The sequence below is a fragment of the Paenibacillus sp. GM2FR genome, from assembly GCF_002803325.1.
Classification (GTDB): domain Bacteria; phylum Bacillota; class Bacilli; order Paenibacillales; family Paenibacillaceae; genus Paenibacillus_AQ; species Paenibacillus_AQ lautus.
This window is the reverse complement of the sequence record NZ_MKZM01000008.1, coordinates 2,470,286-2,487,612: the sequence shown is the minus strand read 5'-3', so window position 1 is coordinate 2,487,612 and position 17,327 is coordinate 2,470,286. Positions and strand designations below refer to the sequence as shown.

At 46.7% G+C, this 17,327-nt stretch carries 19 protein-coding genes and 1 riboswitch; of the genes, 16 read left to right on the top strand and 3 right to left on the bottom strand.

Annotated elements, in window-relative coordinates; translation table 11 throughout:
- The first annotated feature begins 81 nt into the window (after window positions 1–81).
- From PAEVO_RS11165 to PAEVO_RS11145, 5 genes are all read left to right on the top strand, one after another.
- Window positions 82–591: a GNAT family N-acetyltransferase gene (locus PAEVO_RS11165; protein ID WP_100537602.1), complete on the top strand. Its 510-nt coding sequence runs from the start codon at window positions 82–84 to the stop codon at window positions 589–591.
- Window positions 592–645: 54 nt separating this feature from the next.
- The gene (locus tag PAEVO_RS11160) at window positions 646–1,086 is read left to right on the top strand and encodes a hypothetical protein (RefSeq protein WP_100537601.1); all 441 of its coding nucleotides are present in this window, start codon (window positions 646–648) and stop codon (window positions 1,084–1,086) included.
- Window positions 1,087–1,363: 277 nt separating this feature from the next.
- Window positions 1,364–1,738 (top strand): VOC family protein, encoded by a 375-nt coding sequence (locus PAEVO_RS11155; protein WP_100537600.1) that lies wholly within the window; start codon window positions 1,364–1,366, stop codon window positions 1,736–1,738.
- Between the two features lie 31 nt (window positions 1,739–1,769).
- Window positions 1,770–2,384: a histidine phosphatase family protein gene (locus tag PAEVO_RS11150; RefSeq protein ID WP_100537599.1), complete on the top strand. Its 615-nt coding sequence runs from the start codon at window positions 1,770–1,772 to the stop codon at window positions 2,382–2,384.
- Between the two features lie 184 nt (window positions 2,385–2,568).
- Window positions 2,569–4,779: a stalk domain-containing protein gene (locus PAEVO_RS11145; RefSeq protein WP_100537598.1), complete on the top strand. Its 2,211-nt coding sequence runs from the start codon at window positions 2,569–2,571 to the stop codon at window positions 4,777–4,779.
- A gap of 205 nt (window positions 4,780–4,984) precedes the next feature.
- Here PAEVO_RS11145 and PAEVO_RS33780 read toward each other — a convergent pair whose 3' ends face one another.
- Both PAEVO_RS33780 and PAEVO_RS34100 read right to left on the bottom strand, forming a co-directional pair.
- Complete coding sequence (locus tag PAEVO_RS33780; RefSeq protein ID WP_165789656.1) at window positions 4,985–5,155, bottom strand: hypothetical protein; 171 nt, start codon at window positions 5,153–5,155, stop codon at window positions 4,985–4,987.
- Between the two features lie 36 nt (window positions 5,156–5,191).
- Window positions 5,192–6,265: a beta-propeller fold lactonase family protein gene (locus tag PAEVO_RS34100; protein WP_243390733.1), complete on the bottom strand. Its 1,074-nt coding sequence runs from the start codon at window positions 6,263–6,265 to the stop codon at window positions 5,192–5,194.
- Between the two features lie 20 nt (window positions 6,266–6,285).
- On the opposite strand from PAEVO_RS34100, the gene PAEVO_RS34300 reads away from it, so the two are divergent.
- The 3 genes from PAEVO_RS34300 to PAEVO_RS11125 all read left to right on the top strand — a co-directional run bounded on the left by PAEVO_RS34300 (window position 6,286) and on the right by PAEVO_RS11125 (window position 8,045).
- Window positions 6,286–6,495, top strand: a complete 210-nt coding sequence (locus tag PAEVO_RS34300; protein ID WP_100537597.1) for a hypothetical protein — start codon at window positions 6,286–6,288, stop codon at window positions 6,493–6,495.
- Between the two features lie 397 nt (window positions 6,496–6,892).
- A complete protein-coding gene (gene catA / locus PAEVO_RS11130; protein ID WP_100537596.1) occupies window positions 6,893–7,543 on the top strand; it encodes a type A chloramphenicol O-acetyltransferase in 651 nt (216 codons plus the stop codon).
- 172 nt (window positions 7,544–7,715) lie between these two features.
- The gene (locus PAEVO_RS11125; RefSeq protein ID WP_100537595.1) at window positions 7,716–8,045 is read left to right on the top strand and encodes a four-helix bundle copper-binding protein; all 330 of its coding nucleotides are present in this window, start codon (window positions 7,716–7,718) and stop codon (window positions 8,043–8,045) included.
- 621 nt (window positions 8,046–8,666) lie between these two features.
- Here PAEVO_RS11125 and PAEVO_RS11120 read toward each other — a convergent pair.
- Window positions 8,667–9,872 (bottom strand): MFS transporter, encoded by a 1,206-nt coding sequence (locus tag PAEVO_RS11120; protein ID WP_100537594.1) that lies wholly within the window; start codon window positions 9,870–9,872, stop codon window positions 8,667–8,669.
- Between the two features lie 132 nt (window positions 9,873–10,004).
- Between PAEVO_RS11120 and PAEVO_RS11115 the strand changes: the two genes are divergently transcribed.
- The 8 genes from PAEVO_RS11115 (at window position 10,005) to hprK (ending at window position 17,208) form a co-directional block, all read left to right on the top strand.
- Window positions 10,005–11,240, top strand: a complete 1,236-nt coding sequence (locus tag PAEVO_RS11115) for an aminotransferase class I/II-fold pyridoxal phosphate-dependent enzyme (protein WP_100537593.1) — start codon at window positions 10,005–10,007, stop codon at window positions 11,238–11,240.
- Window positions 11,241–11,407: 167 nt separating this feature from the next.
- A complete protein-coding gene (locus tag PAEVO_RS11110) occupies window positions 11,408–12,247 on the top strand; it encodes a helix-turn-helix transcriptional regulator (protein WP_100537592.1) in 840 nt (279 codons plus the stop codon).
- Between the two features lie 100 nt (window positions 12,248–12,347).
- Window positions 12,348–12,773: a VOC family protein gene (locus PAEVO_RS11105; protein ID WP_100537591.1), complete on the top strand. Its 426-nt coding sequence runs from the start codon at window positions 12,348–12,350 to the stop codon at window positions 12,771–12,773.
- A 32-nt stretch (window positions 12,774–12,805) separates the two neighbouring features.
- A riboswitch (purine riboswitch) is annotated at window positions 12,806–12,905 on the top strand.
- A 66-nt stretch (window positions 12,906–12,971) separates the two neighbouring features.
- Window positions 12,972–14,135, top strand: coding sequence for an MFS transporter (locus tag PAEVO_RS11100; protein WP_100537590.1), 1,164 nt, complete (start codon window positions 12,972–12,974; stop codon window positions 14,133–14,135).
- 353 nt (window positions 14,136–14,488) lie between these two features.
- Window positions 14,489–14,962 carry a MarR family transcriptional regulator gene (locus PAEVO_RS11095; protein ID WP_100537589.1) on the top strand — a complete coding sequence of 158 codons (474 nt, stop codon included), beginning with the start codon at window positions 14,489–14,491 and terminating at the stop codon, window positions 14,960–14,962.
- A gap of 74 nt (window positions 14,963–15,036) precedes the next feature.
- Window positions 15,037–15,618, top strand: a complete 582-nt coding sequence (locus PAEVO_RS34295; RefSeq protein WP_243390732.1) for a nitroreductase family protein — start codon at window positions 15,037–15,039, stop codon at window positions 15,616–15,618.
- Window positions 15,618–16,064: a nitroreductase family protein gene (locus tag PAEVO_RS34290; protein ID WP_243390731.1), complete on the top strand. Its 447-nt coding sequence runs from the start codon at window positions 15,618–15,620 to the stop codon at window positions 16,062–16,064. Before PAEVO_RS34295 ends, PAEVO_RS34290 begins: the two co-directional genes overlap by 1 nt.
- A gap of 226 nt (window positions 16,065–16,290) precedes the next feature.
- Entirely contained in the window at window positions 16,291–17,208 is a 918-nt protein-coding gene (gene hprK, locus PAEVO_RS11085) for an HPr(Ser) kinase/phosphatase (protein WP_100537588.1), read from the top strand.
- The last annotated feature ends 119 nt before the right edge of the window (window positions 17,209–17,327 follow it).

The window sequence follows — 17,327 nt, the reverse complement described above, 5'->3', positions numbered from 1 at the left end:
AATGCTGAAAGAAATCCAGCATAACATCTTATATCATGACCTGAATCCTACCAACAAAATACATTACAGCGAGGTAAACCAATGAACGTTACATTAAAGGTGTTAGATAATACGGAGCTTAAAAGCATCTGGAAGGAAGCGTTTCAACAGCAAAATATAAAGCGCCCGGATGAGTACTATGATTTGTGCGAATATGAGAACCAAATTGGCAAGCGTGTCACTTTGTTGGCATTTGTTCATGAGGAGCTGGCCGGGGTTTCCCACTTGAAATACGAATCGAGATATCCGTATTTTCGAGATCAGAACATTCCGGAAATCAATGATCTGAATGTGTTCCCGGAGTACCGGAGAAACGGCATAGCGAACTGCATCATGGAAGAATTCGAGAACATCGTTCGCAAAAAAATGGCGCGTATCGGTATCGGGGTTGGATTGTACAAAGACTATGGTGCAGCTCAAAGAATATATGTCCGTCGCGGTTATATTCCCGATGGCAACGGGATTATGTACAGCAATGAACCTGTGGTGCCCGGTGACATGGTATGTGCGGATGACGATCTGAATCTGTATCTGATTAAAGAGCTGGTTTAATATAGCGTACTGCAAATAATCGGCTTCAGTTATATAAGTTTCAGGAGCGTGAGCATGAGCTTTTTCATTCGATTAAATATATCGAGTTTTTTGTATGCACTGTTCCCTTTTGCCGGGATTGAACTCATGGCTAACGTTTACCGACTCAGTCGAGTAACAGGGTGGGGGCTGGATCACGTGAATGTTGTGATTTTGGTCTTCTCCTTAGTTGGCCTGCTTCTATCGGGTTACGGATTTCCAAAGCTGATCAGGCATTGGTTGGGTGGCCGTAAAACGTCTTTCTTTTCGCTTCTTTTGTGGATCCCCTATTTCATGATTCTGACCTATATTGTGGCTGCATGGTTTCCGATCATCGATCCGGCAGACAAACCGAATCCTGTAACAGGGCTCATTGCCATCGCAGTTTTGGCACTGTACCCATTCTATCTGGCTATCCTTCATCTGTTTGGAACTACCCCGATTACTGAGGGGATGGAGGAGGATCAAGTGACATGAGTTTAATGAATAAATATCAGGTGAATGTATCAGGTTCAGAAAGGAGCGGGCTATGATCATCGGCATCCTTATCGTGGTGCTTATTATTGAACTCCTTGTAATTAAGGTCAGACTTAAAAAGAAGTTGCATCATGACGAGAGAATCATTGAGAGACTCGATCTCATGATCAAAGATATCCGTGAATTAAAGAATAAACAATAGATTCACGGTCTAGAGGAGTAAGTAAAGATGGGCAATGTGGATAAGCATAAATAAGCTCGAACAGGAGAATGAACGATGAATAAAGGGTTTTCCCATTGCTTGCAAATTTTCCCGACGTCTAACTTCGAGAAGACCAGCGAGTTTTATGAGCGAATCGGGTTCCGTGCTGTGAACTATTTTGATGCAGCAGAACCGCATGTGTGCCTCTACAAGGACTCTATTGAGATTGTATTAACGAAGACGGAGATTGAGGTTGTTCCCAATCGAATCCGTTACGGATATGGGTACGATGCTTATTTTATTACTTATGGACAACGGGAGATCCAGCAAGCGCTTATGGATTTGGACGTGAAGATTGTTAAAGCCTTATCGACGACGGATTATAACAATCATGAGTTTGTGTTTGAGGATGTGGACGGACGCTGGATCGCAGTTGGTAATAAGCTATAGAAACTAGGCGCGAAAAGGAGGGGGATGAGACATGGTTGAAATTCTGGTCGTCAGGCATGGACAATCGGAAGCGGATATTTTGAATCGGTGTGAAGGACGGGCTGACTATGCACTGACGGGTCTTGGCCAGCAACAGGCACGGCTCCTGGCAGAGTGGATTCATCGTGAATATACTTTGGATGCCATTTTCTCCAGTACGTTAAACCGGGCCAAGCAGACCGCGGCAGCCATAGCTGAAACAACAAAAGTCCCTGTTACCTACGATGATGATTTAATGGAGCAAAATAATGGGGTCATAGCCGGTATGCTAAGAGAAGAGGCTTTACTTAAATATCCCTTGCCTGATGGAGGAAGAAAGCGGCACGATTCCATCGAAGGCGGAGAGTCTGAAGTGCGTTTCAGAGCAAGGGCCGAACAATTCATATCCAAGCTGTTTACTACAATCCATAGCGAGCCTGACTTGCAAAGAGTATGCATTGTCTCCCATGGCGGAATGATCACGATGTTGTTCCGAAGTTTCTTAAATCTTCCTTATCATACGGATATTCATATCCCGACAGGCGACACAGGCGTTCATCTATGGAGATATGATCGTAGCGGGAAAAAGATAATTGCGGCTACGAATTTGCAGGAGCATCTATTATGAAATAATATGCACATTAAAATCCCGCTATAGCCAACGTGCTGTTGCGGGACTTTTCATAGGCTTTACAATGATCTACATTATCGTAAATATTATTAACAGATTTAGAGAAACTTTTTTACCAAAATTTGCGTCTAATAGTATGACCTAAATAAAATATCAAAAAAGGATTAGAAGGAGTTATGGAATGAAACTGAAGAAACGATCATTGCTAACCGTATTGGCTGTTGCCCAATTAGCGGCAGCTTATCCGGCGAGCGCGGATGCAAATACCGCAGACAAACCTCAACAGTCAGTCACCCAAGAAGTGTACGAGCAAAACGCTGCGGCAACCAAAGCAGTAACATCCGGGGGTACAGACGCTGCTCAAGAGACGACCGATACAACAGAGACAGAGACAGAAGGGTCTCAAGAGCCGAATGAAGCAGGAACAACCGAAGTACCGGCTGAGGAAACCGGGGAAGTGCAAGATCCGGCAACAACTACGGAAGAGCAGGGCAACCAGAATAACCAGCAAACCGTGACGGGTAAAGAACTTATTCTATTTTTTAATAGTACAAAAATGGTACAAGACGGCGTTACCTACAATGCACCGCAGCCGATGCAAGTCAAAAAGGGAGTATCCTATGTTCCCATTCGTGCCCTTGTGGACCGTGTAGGCTTCAAGGTCACTTACGATAAGAAGACCAAAGAAACCGTCATTACCAAAGGAACCAATGAGCTTCGCTTCAAAACAGACAGCAGCAAGTATACCGTGAATGGCGTAACGAAAGAGATGAAAGGCACCTCCTACCAGACAAAGAGTACCTTCATGGTTCCCCTGACAGCTATAACCCAAGCACTCGACATTCAATATAAAGTGGATAATGTGGGTAAACGCGTCATCATGAATCTGGAAACCAAGCCCGTAGCCAAGTTTACGGTGGGACCTAAAGAGATTTATGCAGGACAAACTACAGTGACCTATACACCGCAGCTGGAGAATGTACAAGGTGAAATCATCGACGAGCGCTGGGAAGGCAAACAGGATATTTTCGATGCACCAGGCCAATACATAGTCACTTACTCGGTTCAGGATTCTACAGGAGCGTGGAGCGAGCCATACAGCCAAACGATTACGGTCATTCAGCCGAATCTTCCGCCTGTTGCCATGTTCGAGACCGATAAGTCCGAGTATAAAATGGGTGAATTGATTACTTATACGAACCAAAGTACAGATGATCAGGACAAGCCTGAGGATCTGACGTACAAATGGGAGAATAAACAATATGCTTTCTTCACACCGGGCGTTTATACGATCAAGTTAACGGCTACCGACAAGAAGGGACTTAGCTCCACCTACGAGACGACGATTAACGTGACAAACGAGACATTGTATCAAGAAGAGGATTTCAATATGCTCTTTATCCCGGAAGGGGAGAAATTCACGTTCCTCGGCAATGTGACTTCGCGTCCGAAGATTAATTATGATTTTTACGATGAGCCAAGCACGTTGATTCGCAGTAACAGTCCGGAAACCGTCAACAGCGAAGGCATTGTGTACCAAGAGACGGCGGTTGGCGACATGCGCTTTATGATTCACCATGTAAACAATTTGAATAAAAATGTGAAAATGTACGTTATTGCAACGAACAAGAACAGCACCCCGGTAACGCTCAGACAAGATTACTTGGGATTTGCAGGTCCGTCGCCGATCGCAACGGCAGCAGGCAAGAAGTCTGTGCTGAACTACTTCCAATCCATGCAGGACGATTCCAAGCGAACTTCAGTAACGCTTGCACCAGGTGAACAAAAGCTGGTCATGACGGAACTGAGCGATGTTAGAATGAAGCAAGGACATGTCATTTCCCTTTACTCGGATATGTACAGCGACCTGCCGATTCAGTTCGATGTCGTGATGATTGATGAGAAATCCGATCCGTTGAAGGTTCTGAGCACACTGCCGATCCTGAATCGCGATGGTGTTCATAACCGTGGAACCTATCCGGATTCGACGCGGATCATCCGTTATTCCGAACTGGTGGGTGCCGAATCCGAGCGTCTCATACTTGGAGACAATCAGGATGACCCTAACTTGGAAGGCATGGACCCTATGGTTGGGGACATTACGCACAATACGGGTAACTTTGGTGTCCTGTATAAAATAACATTGGATCGCGTAGCACCGGATACCCTGATCTCGTTTAACCCGCGGGGCGGTAAGTACTCGGGATATGCTATGGTAAATGGAACAATTGTACCGATCTATTCCCTTGGACAGGTCGCTCCTGGCGAGCAAGCGGTCCTCTATCGTACAGGCGATTACGAACAAAAGGTTGAAATCATGCTGACGGCTGCGCCAGGAAGCAATTTGCCAGTCAACCTGCTGTTTACCCAAATGCCTGAAGCTATTCATTAAGACCTGATTGCATATAGGCTTCACGACTTGAGCAGCTGCTTGAGGAGTGAAGCCTTTATTGTTGTTAGTCGATAGATGAACAGGAGTAAAGAGTGCGGTGGTGTTGCATGGTTTGCGTTAAATCATGTTCCACTGCTGGGCACTGTTTCTTCCTCTGTTGAGAGTCGGTTCATCTATCGCCTCATACGGGAAGCGGAATATGGTATTATTCATGCTCTTTACGTGGTGTATGATCAACACCCTTTAATAATTTGTCTTTCATCATTTGGACGATATGCAGTGGAATTCGATATTTCTCCGCAAGCTGTATGCTTGTGATGTCCGGATGCTCATCCAATTCTTTTTGAATCCAAGCACGGATATCATTTTTCCGCATAAAACACCTTCTTTCATCGATTATTCTTTTGAATCATTAAATCGTTATAGGTGTTATGCCAATCCCTGTATATCCCGTATTGGTTAATGGCAATGAGGTAACCGTGTTGGATGATGTGTTAATGATTGAAATGTTGGGACTCAGTGTATTCGTTACATACGCTCTTGTACCATCTGGAGTAATTGCGATACCGTTCGGACTATCTCCAACCGTGATTGTGGGAGCAATAACCGTGTTGGCTGCAATATGAATGATGGATACGGTATCTGAGCCGGCATTGGTGACATATGCCCGAGATCCGTCAGGCATAATCGCGATTCCGGTAGGGTTATTTCCGACCGGGATGGTCGCAATGACCACGTTGGAGGCGGTATCGATGACGGAGACAGATGCGCTTGAAAAATTGGTAACGTACGCTCGCGTACTATCCGGCGTAATGGCGACCTCCTGAGGCAATAAGCCAACCGGTATTGGCAAGCCGAGCACCATGTTAGAAGCCGTATCGATAACGGAGACGGTTCCATCGGTTGAGTTAACGACATAGGCTCGCAGGCCGTTTGGCGTAATGGCGATTCCAGTAGGACCGTCCCCTACGGGTATCGGCGTTCCGATGACCGTATTTGTGACCGTATCAATGACGGAGACTGTGCTGTCAATAAAATTCGTGACGTATACCCGCGAACCATCCGGCGTGATGGCATTCCGATCTGCACCATCGCCAACCGGAATCGGCAAACCGATGATGGTGTTGGAGGCCGTATCAATCACCTGTACACTATCATCGCTAAAATTGGTAACATAGGCACGAGTGCCGTCGGGCGTGAACACAATATCGTTTGGACTATCTCCGACCGGGATGAAACCCATAATGGTATTTGTAGCCGTATTAATGACGGTGATGACATCATTGAAACCAAATATAGCGTAAGCGAAGGGTCCATGGTCCACGGAATTGATGGAGCATACCGGAATGATTCGCGTTCCGAATACACCGGTAAGAATGACCGTTCCTTCTCCGGTTCGCAAAATCCGGCCCTCGATACTATCGGCGAAGCCGGAAGTCGAAACCGAAATGTATTGATTGTCTAATTGCAGTAAAGTATCTCTCAATTCTTCAAAACAGGGATCCGTTGGGCTTTCACCTGCAGGACCTTGAGGACCCTGAAGACCCTGTGGACCTTGAGGTCCTGGTACGCCCTGAGCGCCTTGTGGACCAGGGATTCCTTGCAGTCCTGGTGGTCCAGGTGGTCCAGGTAGTCCAGGTGGTCCTGGAATACCCTGAGATTCTGTTAATCCTGAAGTACCCTGTGGGCCTTGTGTCCCTGCAGTTCCGTTTATGATCGTAGGTGGAGGACATTTTACCCGGATCACTTTCTTTTTGACAATAATACATCGACGTTTTTTCTTTTTTGGTTTACGTATGAGGATCATTTTTTTCTTCCGGCAGCGTTTGGCCTTCCTAGGTGGACATCCCATCCGCGAACACCTCCCCTTGAATTGGTATATCATACGTGTCCTGTGCATGAGTTGAGTGCACAAGTACCCAGTGGGCGCATAGACAGACACCTATTTTTCAATGGGGGTATCATTTATAATAGGGAAGTGGGGCAGAATCGGATACATTCGAGGATCTAACAGAAATCTGCTAATACGGAAACTTGGAGTGATGGCGTGTGATTAGATCAGTGGATATTCCCTCCTGAAATAGAACGATTTTATTTTAGGAGGGCATAAAAGATGAAATTTCATATTATAGATGTTGAACAGTGGACGAGAAAACCTTATTACGAGCATTATCGATCGAATAAATGTACCTTTAGCATTACCGTGGATATCGACATTACTCGCTTGCTGTATTCGCTAAAAGCCTATGGATTCAAGCTTTATCCTGCTTTTATTTATATGGTTACCAGGGTTGTCAATAACCGGGTCGAATTCAAAACGTCCTATAGTCCCGAAGGGGAGTTGGGTTACTGGGATCGGATGACGCCAAGCTATACCTTTTTCCATAACGATGACCATACCTTCTCCTGTTTATGGACAGCATGTTCGAATGATTTCTATCGATTCCACGATCATTACGAGCAGGACATGGAGCGATATCGGGATGCAAAAGGGATTTTCGTTAAAGAGAATCCACCGCCGAACACGTTTCCCATATCCATGATACCCTGGGTTAGCTTTAGCGGATTTAATCTAAACATTGTCAATGAAACAGACTATCTTCTTCCCATCATAACCGGCGGAAAATATATCGAGCAGGGTGGCCGTAAGCTACTCCCAGTTTCATTGCAGGTGCACCATGCTGTGTGTGATGGTTACCATGCCAGCATGTTCTTTCAAGATTTACAAAATTTGGCGGATTCATGTGAAGATTGGTTAACATAATTCATGAAAAAAACGACAAAGAAAGACGACTGCATGCAGTCGTCTTTTCTGTTCGCCAATGATATCGAAATCATAAAATATCCTCACATAATCTTCACAAGTTTTGGTTAATTACATACAACCTTGAAAAAAGGTAATCCTATGATCGCTAAGACCGAAAGGAGAATGTATGATGTCCCATGAACAATTTCAACAATGTATCGAGGAATGCTTACGCTGTATGGTAGCCTGTAACCATTGTTACACCGCATGTTTGGATGAACATGATGTGGCGATGATGAAAGAATGCATTCGCTTGGATCGGCAGTGTGCGGATATTTGCGGATTTGCGGCTCAGGCGATGTCCACGAACAGTATGTATGCCAGCGAGATATGCAGGATCTGCGCCGATGTCTGTGAAGCATGCGGTAACGAGTGCAAGAAGCATGATATGAAGCACTGTCAGGAATGTGCTGAGGCATGCTTTCGATGTGCAAAAGCATGCCGGGAGATGGCAGCTTAAGCACGGCATCCATCGAACAGGTGGACGATGCGGGAAGAACCGCTATATGAGGGAGACGGCCTTTTTTTTTGGGGCACATGTGGGCAGAAGAGGCTCCGATATATGGCCCCGTTAATATGCTGAAAATCGCCCGTTAAGGAGATCATGAGGACAGAGGATCCGCTATTTACGGGAATCGGCCTATTCTCGTGTATATGCGGGCAGAAGAGGCCCTGTTATATGCTGATATTCGCACATTAAGAAGATTATGAGGACAGAGGATCCGTTATTTTACCGGAAACGGCCTATTATGAAGTTCACACGGACAGAGGATCCGCTATTGCACCATAATCATGAATTATTCCGCTGATAATCCCGCGATAGCGGATCTCTTGTCCGCTTATTGCTGCGAAATGGGTGAAAACAAGGAAATAGCGGAACCAGTGTCCTCAATATCGCAACTCGATAGACATTAACGATGCCGGGGCATAAGGTAGCTGTTCTTATTACTGTGTCATTCTTACGATAAGGTATCTGTTCATTTTTCCGATAAGGTAGCTGTTCTCACGAGAATAACCGATTTCCCGCCGGTACCAAAAATCCCTCTTCACCGGAAAATGAGAAGGATTGAAGAATAGCGTTCTACGAAGCTTTTGCCGATGTCAACGGCGTTATATCCAAATGCTGTTGATCCAGCTGATGGCAGCGGGACGTAACGGCAAATGCTCCGATAGCGAACAAAACTGCAGCCCAAGGCAGGTGTTCGAGTCCGACGTTATCCACGACTAGGCTGCCCAGTAGGGAACCAACGGCGATACCCAGATTGGATGCAACCGGCATGAGCGTGGAAGCGAAGTCCTTGGAGCCGGGTGAAGATTCATCCGCCAGGTCAATCAGGTATAACTGAACGGCGGTACTGAGCGCAAAGGAGAAGCAGGCGACCAGCATTAACGACACTAAGGCCATCCATGGGAGTGATAGGGTAAGGGCAAGAGCCATCATAATCATCGCTTGGATGGTGAATATGACTTTCAATTTTACCCTTGAATTGCCTTGCGCTACCTTGGCCCCGAGCCAATTGCTAAGAATTGTGAAAGCGCCGTAGGCCAGCAGGACGGTGCTGATCCATTGCTGCGGAATCCCCATCACATTCTCTAAGAGCGGCGTTATGTACGTGTATACGATAAATACGGAGCCTACGCCAAGGACCGGAATGAAGAAGGCAAGACGAATCCGCTTGTTCTTGAACAAGGCAAATTGCTGTTTCATGGAGCTTACGCTAATGGTATTGCTCTTGGGCATGACTGCCATCATCAAGACTAGTGGGATGATCCCGACCAATGAAGTAACAATGAAAGCCGTTTGCCAGCCTGCCATCTGGCCGATCTGCGTTCCGACCGGAACGCCCAGGACATTGGCAATCGAGAAACCTCCGATGATCCAGGCAACCGCACCAGCCCTGCGGGAAGCGCTCATATGCTCGCTTGTAGCGGCAATGGCCAGCGATAAGGTTAAACCGCACAAAATCGCGGTGATGATGCGAATGAATAACATGACGGGGTACGTGGTGGCAAAGATGGTCAAATAATTAAACACTAACACCGCAATATACGCTGTCAGAATGGTAACATGCCGCGGAATGCGTCCGAGCAGCGTCACCGCAAACGGCGTTCCGAGGGCATAAGCAATGGCGAAGCTGGATACGAGGACACCGGCTCCAGCAAGCGATATGCTGAGACTTGCGCTAATGTCTTTTAATAATCCAACAATGACGTATTCGGTAGTACCCAATACAAAGGCGGCAAAAGTAAAGGCGATAATAAAGATGGTCTCTCGTGTTCTGGTCATGGTTGTCTCTTCTCCTGATTTCTCTTTTTGTATGCTTCGATCTTACGTTATGAAAGGCTTTTCAAGTCAAGCCTGAAATGAGGATTTCAAAGAGATGCTCCTCCAGCTTCATGCTATAATGTAGGGAAAAAAGTGGAGTGGGTGGATATCTTGCCGAATCAAACTTCAAAACGCACATGGCGTGCGGACAAACTATTGCAGATCGGTTCTTCCATATGTGCCGAGGTCAGCGAGTGGAAACAAGAGGCTCTTCAAGCGGGAAGACATATAATCGACTTGAGCATCGGCAGTCCTGACCGTGGTCCTTCTGCGGATATCCGAGAGGTGCTTAGCCAGGAAGCGTTGAAAGAAGATAACTATACATACCCAGGTACTAGAGGAATCGCGGAGTTTCGAGAACAGTCAGCGGCTTGGATGGAGCACCGTTTTGGTGTAAATGTTAACCCGGATACCGAAATACTGGCTTTGATGGGATCCCAGGATGGATTATCGCATCTGGCTCAGGCCATATGTAATCCGGGGGATGTGGCCATTGTGCCGAATCCGGGGTACCCGATCTATGCCGGAGCGCTTGCGATTGCAGGCGTGACGCCTTGGTATCTTCCGCTGAAGGAAGAATATGGATTTGTACCGGATCTGGACAGCATTCCGGAGGAGATTTGGGCGAAGGCGACCTTCATTCTGCTGAATTTTCCGGGAAATCCGATTGCGGTCCGGGCAGATGATGCTTTTTTTGAAAAATTGGTCGGCTTGGCGAAACAATGGGACGTGCTTATCGTCCATGACCTTGCATATTCCGAGATGGGGTTTGACGGCTACCGTCCCATGAGTATTCTGCAGGTTCCAGGCGCCATCGACATCGCGGTGGAATTTCACTCCTTCTCCAAGAGCTTTAACATGGCAGGATGTCGCATCGGCTTTCTTGCCGGTCACGAAGAAGCAGTGGGCGCGCTGCGGGAGTACAAAAGCAACATCGATTTCGGCGTATTCAAGCCCGTACAGATTTCGGCTGTCCATGCACTGCGTCAAGCCATGGCATCTGGCGATGAGGAACAGGGTGTCGCTTCACTATATGAACGCCGGCGTGATGTCCTCGTGGCAGCGCTTGCCGAAGCGGGATGGGTTGTTCCTAAGCCGCTGGCCACGATGTTCCTATGGGCCCGGCTCCCTGAAGCTTTTCGTGATGTTCAATGGAGCTCGCGCCGTTTCGCCCGCGAATTACTGCTTGAAACCGGCGTTGCGGTTATTCCTGGAGATGCTTTCGGTTCCGAGGGAGAGGGTTATGTGCGAATCGCGTTAGTCCAGGAAGAAGAGGCACTCCGCGAAGCAGCGCAGCGAATAGGGAAGTTTATAATGGCAAGAAATTAACGGTTAAAGATCGTAACATGAACAGCTTGGGCAAAGTGATACTGAATGTCTACTGAGGAACGGAGGAATTCGGATATATGGATGTCAAAGCCGGCGGGCAGTATGAATCAGATGCTATAATTAAATGGAGTTATTTGAGTCATTTGCATATCCAACGCTAATAAAGGGTGAGCACATTGCGGAACTATGTCCCTATACAAGCACCAACGATAGAGAATCCACCTCCGGACTCTTCTTACACCTATCACGAACATTTGCCAAGCCCTCCACTAACTCCTTATGTGGCCTGTTATTGGACCTTGGATTATCAAGCTTCGTCACTTCAGCAGCCGCTTCATCGTATCCTTCCTGACGGTTGCGTGGATATCATATTTAATCTGAAGGCACCGGCAGCTTCAACCTCCGGCTTCATTACCGGTCTGATGTCATCTTACGAAGCCATGAGGCTCACACAGGATCAGTCACTGTTCGGCATCCGCTTTTTCGCGGAATCCGTCCGCCCCTTCATACATTATCCCGCTTCCGATTTCCGGGAGGGTCCTGTATTCTTGGAGGAAGCCTGGGGGCTGAATGTGAATCAGCTGAACGAGGAAATGGTCACGGCTCTGGATTCCGCGCACCGAATGGATTTGGTTGAAAGGTTTTTAATGGGCGTCTTAGGACAGAATAACGTTCGTTCCGAGCCGCTGCTGGAGCACGGCATGCAGTATCTGTACGCCGCCAAAGGAAGAATAACGGTTCGTGCTTTGGCCGAAAAGCTTAATTATAGCGAGAGAAACATAAGAAGGATATTTCAGAAGGAATTGGGCGTCAGTCCGAAGGTCATGGCAGAGATCATTCGTTTTCAATATTTGCTGCAGGAATTGCATCAGGCCAGGCTAACGCGGTTTCCCGACATCGCTGCCCAATACGGATACTATGATCAGCCTCATTTTATTAACAGCTTTAGGCGTTTATATGGCATGTCACCAAAACAGGCTTTAAGTGATCGATCATGGAATTCTTGATGTCTAAGCGCAAGTTGTCCGTTTTTTACAATCTTTTAATAGCGTAATCGACGAAAATAGTAACGGGTAACAAAGATGATGCATAGGAGGTATTACCATAATGAGAGCGCGTATATCCGTACTTACAATCGGCGTCGATGACCTGGAGCGGTCATTGAAGTTTTACCGTGATGGACTCGGCCTCCCGACCGAAGGGATCATTGGGACGGAATTTGAGCACGGGGCTGTAGCATTCTTTGACTTGCAAGCAGGTGTGAAACTGGCGATCTGGAATCGCAAAGATCTGTCAGTTGAGGCAAATGTTCCTCTGTCCCCTCCGAGTTCCTCGGAGTTTACCATCGGTCACAACGTCGGCAGCAAGGAGGAAGTGGATGAGGTGATGGAGCAAGCCAGAAGGGCGGGTGCAACGGTTACCGTTCCGGCACAAGACACATTCTGGGGAGGATACTCCGGCCACTTTCTCGATCCGGATGGTCACTTGTGGGAGATTTGCTGGAATCCTGCCTGGGAGCTTGATCTTTCGTAACGAATGTGATAAATTAATCAACGATTGTTGTGCAACTGAATAAAATATTTGAATGTATAACCTCATTAATATGGTCTGAGGGTCTCTACCAGGAACCGTAAAATCCTGATTACAGAAAATGTTTCTCATTTTTTGTAATCAGGATTTTTTGTTGTTTATAGGCAAATATGACATCGAAGAAAGGGGATTCCATTCCAGATGAATCTGAAAGTATTAATTCTAGCGATATCGACGATATCCGTCGGGCTGGTTGAACTTATTGTTGGCGGAATACTCCCGCTCATCGCGGACGACTTGCATATTTCACTCGGTACGGCTGGTCAGCTGATTACTGTGTTCGCCCTGGTCTATGCGGTAGCTGGACCGGTTCTCCTTGCACTGACGGCAAGAGTGGAGCGGAAACGACTCTATATGATTTCCTTATTCGTTTTCTTCATTGGTAACTTACTTGCATATCTAAGTCCAAGTTTTATGTTGTTAATGGCTGCCAGAATATTAACCGCCATGAGTACAGCGCTGATTATCGTGTTATCGTTGACCATTACCGCCAAGGTGGTTGAGCCTGCGCATCGGGCGAAAGCATTAGGCGTTATTTATATGGGGATCAGCTCGTCATTGGTGCTTGGCGTGCCGCTCGGCATTTTGATTAGTGAAGCTTTTGGATGGAGGGTATTATTCCTTGGTATCGGCATTCTGTCAATTGGCTCCATGATCTTGATCTATATGTTCCTGGATCGGATCAAGCCTGAAAATGTCACGCCGTTATCCGTCCAGATCAAGGCGCTGGGCAAATCGAAAATCGCCGGAGCGCATCTCGCCACCTTGTTCATGCTTGCAGGGCACTACACGATTTATGCATACTTCACGCCGTTTCTTGAATCGGAGCTTGGGCTGAGTCCATACTGGATCAGCATTTGCTACTTCCTGTTCGGACTATCCGCAGTCGGCGGCGGAGCGTTTGGAGGCGCGCTCGCTGACCGACTGGGGTCGAATAAAAGCATCGTCATCATCATTACGTCATTCATGTTGGTTCTGTTTCTACTTCCGTTCTCTACATTCTCGATCGGCGTATTTTTAGTCGTGATGATGATATGGGGAGCATTAAGCTGGAGTCTGGCTCCTCCGCTGCAGAATTACTTGATTCAAGTGGATCCAGGCTCGTCTGATATTCAGCAAAGTTTTAACAATTCGGCGCTGCAAATCGGAATCGCGCTGGGATCCGCTATCGGCGGCCTCGTGTTAGAGCAGGGAGGTACCGTAGCCAGTACGTCTTGGGTAGGCGGAGGAATTGTCATGGTGGCGCTAGTCTGCGCCGTTTATTCCTTAACGAGACCTGCGCTTGCATTAAAGACAAGCAAATAGTCCATGACTGCTTATCCAAAAGGCAGCTGCGATCACGCAGCTGCCTTTTTTTTCTCCGCTAGGAGGGCGCGGATTTCTTACTGAATTTGACATCGGATCGAAATAACCTTAAAATAAAATTGTTTCATGAGAATAAATATTTCAGTGATTCATCGAATTATCTCCTGTTTTATCGGTTGATTATTCTTTCTATAGAAACAATATATTAATGCGAAGGGGCGTGATATGGCTGAACAACTGAAACCATCATTTCTTTCCGGGGTGTAACTTCTTTAATATGCTCATATTGTTTCTCGCGAAACTAATTTTGGTTATAATGAAAAAAAACAATGAGTCGAGGAGCTTGCATAATCATGAGTACGAGCAAAATAAAAAACGCTATCCATGAAAATTTCATTCAATTTCTGCAGCAAAAAGAACAATATGAGAACCGGTTAAGCAGCGCTTTTATCGAAGAGCTCCGGAAAATAATAGAGATAGACTCCACCCTAAACATAACGGAACTACATACCATCGCATGTATTGGTGAGCAAGAACCGATTAATGTCACTTCCATTGCCGAAACGATGAGCCTGAGCAAAGGGAACACCTCCAAGATAACCAATAAATTATTGAAGGCGGGTTGGGTTCGCAGGGCCCAGCTCAATGATAACAAAAAAGAAGTGTACTTCCGGCTTACAACGGCTGGGAAAAAGCTTTTTGCCATACATGCTGAGCTCCATATCAAGGAGCAGCAGAGGATGAACGAGTTTTTGGATAGGTATAGCGAATCCGAGCTTGACCTTATGAAGCGATTATTTGGAGATTTGGCTGACTTTTATCAATAAGAATATGTTCGCCGATGTGATACTTGAAGATCTTAAAGGGTTATTCAAGCGAGCAATGGCTGGGGGTTGAATACATGAATTTCGTGAAGACGATCAGAGAACGAAGAAGCATTCGCAAGTTTAACTCCATTCCCGTGGAGCAGGAGCTAGTGATCGAATTACTCTACGCTGCGCGGCAGCTTTATCCGTCCAGAGAGGAAGTGGCGTTCCGAAGCATGTATGCGGGGACGGCGGATTCGAAGGAACGTTTGGCTGTCAGTATGCTGGAACCGTTGGTGAAGAACAGACTGGTCAAATGGCTGCCGGAAAAGGTTCGGGATTTCGTTCGGAAGAGGGTCACCGATATACCTGGCCATCTCATCATCCTTGCCTCTACGGATGCGGACAGAAGGAAAAGTGATATGAATTATGCGGCGGTCTGCGGGATCATGCAAAATTTTCAGCTTCTTGCCTGGCAACGTGGGCTCGGTACGCTGTGGGATACTGAACCGATGATGCAGAGCAAAGAATTATTCGAGCTGTTGAAGCTGCAGCCCAATGAGAGGCTGGTTGGTATTTTTCATCTGGGATACTTCGATAAGGCTCCAAGAGCCAGAGCACGAACACAAGCAGAAAAGAAATGGACGATTTTATCGAGTGGAGGAGGGTCCTTTTGATGAGCTATATCGATAGACCCGTTTCCGAAAATCATATACTGGAACTATTAAATGTTGCGGTATGGGCTCCTAATGACGGAATGCGGGAACCTTGGCGGTTTATATTTATCGGCTCAAGCAATACAGACTTGCTATCTGAATTGCAGGATCAGGCACCGGCTTATCTGATATTGGTCATTAAGGAAGATCATGATCCTCATAAAAGAGAAGAAGATTACGCAGCAGCAAGCTGCCTCATGCAGAATTTTCGTCTGCTCGCTCAGGATCGTATGCTCCATGTGCGAATGACGATGAATGACTGGATTTATGATAGAGCTTGCACCCTTCGTTTTGGTGTTCATGATGACGAGCGGATCGTTGCTGTGCTGGAATTGGGATATCATGAACGATCCATGGAGCTTGAGAAGGCAGAGAACACACCCAGCCTTACTTTTGAGTTGTTGTAAAAGGTTGCCATGCAGCCTACGATATTGATCACATTATATACTCACAAGAGTCGCCGAATAGGCGGCTTTTTTGATGTAAACTCATGTTTGGAGGCAGTTAAGGTCGTCATGATCTAATTATCTGGAAGGGTGGGGGGCTCATAAATGGAAACAAATAGGCAGGAAAATACCTGTTGTTTGTTGAATATATTCCGAATACATACTGCAATCGCAGGAGGAGAGCAACATGAAGTCGATCACCGTTCAAAGTCTTACGGAAATTTTTCATTTGGAAGTACTTGCAGGAGCCAATCGCATGGATCGTATGATTTCCCGTCCACAAACGCACCGACCGGGGCTGGAGTTTGTCGGGTATTTCGATTTTTTCCCTATGGAGCGAGTGCAGGTGCTTGGTCGCAAAGAAATCAACTATTTATTGACGCTTACCATAGAAGAACGCAAGTTACATATCGGGAATATCGTCAAATATCATCCGCCGTGCTTTATTGTCACGTCAGGACAGCAGGAGATTCCATATCTGACCCTTTTCTGTAATCAAGAGGGCATACCGTTATTGCGGACGACAGAGACAACAACGGAATTTATCGCCAAGTTGGACAGCTATTTGGTGAAGACACTGGCACCGGAGATGTCGATCCATGCAGTATGTGTGAATGTATCGGGCATAGGAATCCTGCTTCGGGGTAAATCCGGGATTGGCAAAAGCGAGACAGCCCACACCTTGATCAGACGAGGCCACCGGTTTGTGGCAGACGATATCGTGGTGCTTAAAAAGCTGGGTCCTTCGACTCTTCTCGGCACACACAATGAGACAACCCGCGAGTTTCTGGCGCTGCGAAGCATCGGTCTGATCAATGTCGTTCGTCAATACGGACGCACGGCGTTTCAGGACGAGACGCGAATTGTGCTCGATATTGAGCTGTCGCCTTGGCGGGAAAATTCCCTGAACAACGAGCTGGAGGCGGTGCCTCAGTTTACCGAGTATTTAGGCATTCAAATTCCGCATATCGAGGTTCAGCTTCAGCCGGGACGGGACGTCGCCAGTCTCATCGAGGCGGCGGCCAACAATTGGTATCTTAAACAACTTGGATACAGCGCGGCTGAAGACTTTATGAAACGGATCGAAAACGAAATGCAGTCGTAAGGAGGCCCTAGGCAAAGAACTGAAAACTTTCTATCCCGTATTTTGTCGTGAATGATGCTCGAGTTGCAAATATGGTCCGATGATCCCTTCCGCGTTCTACTCCGTTGTCATCAGCATAT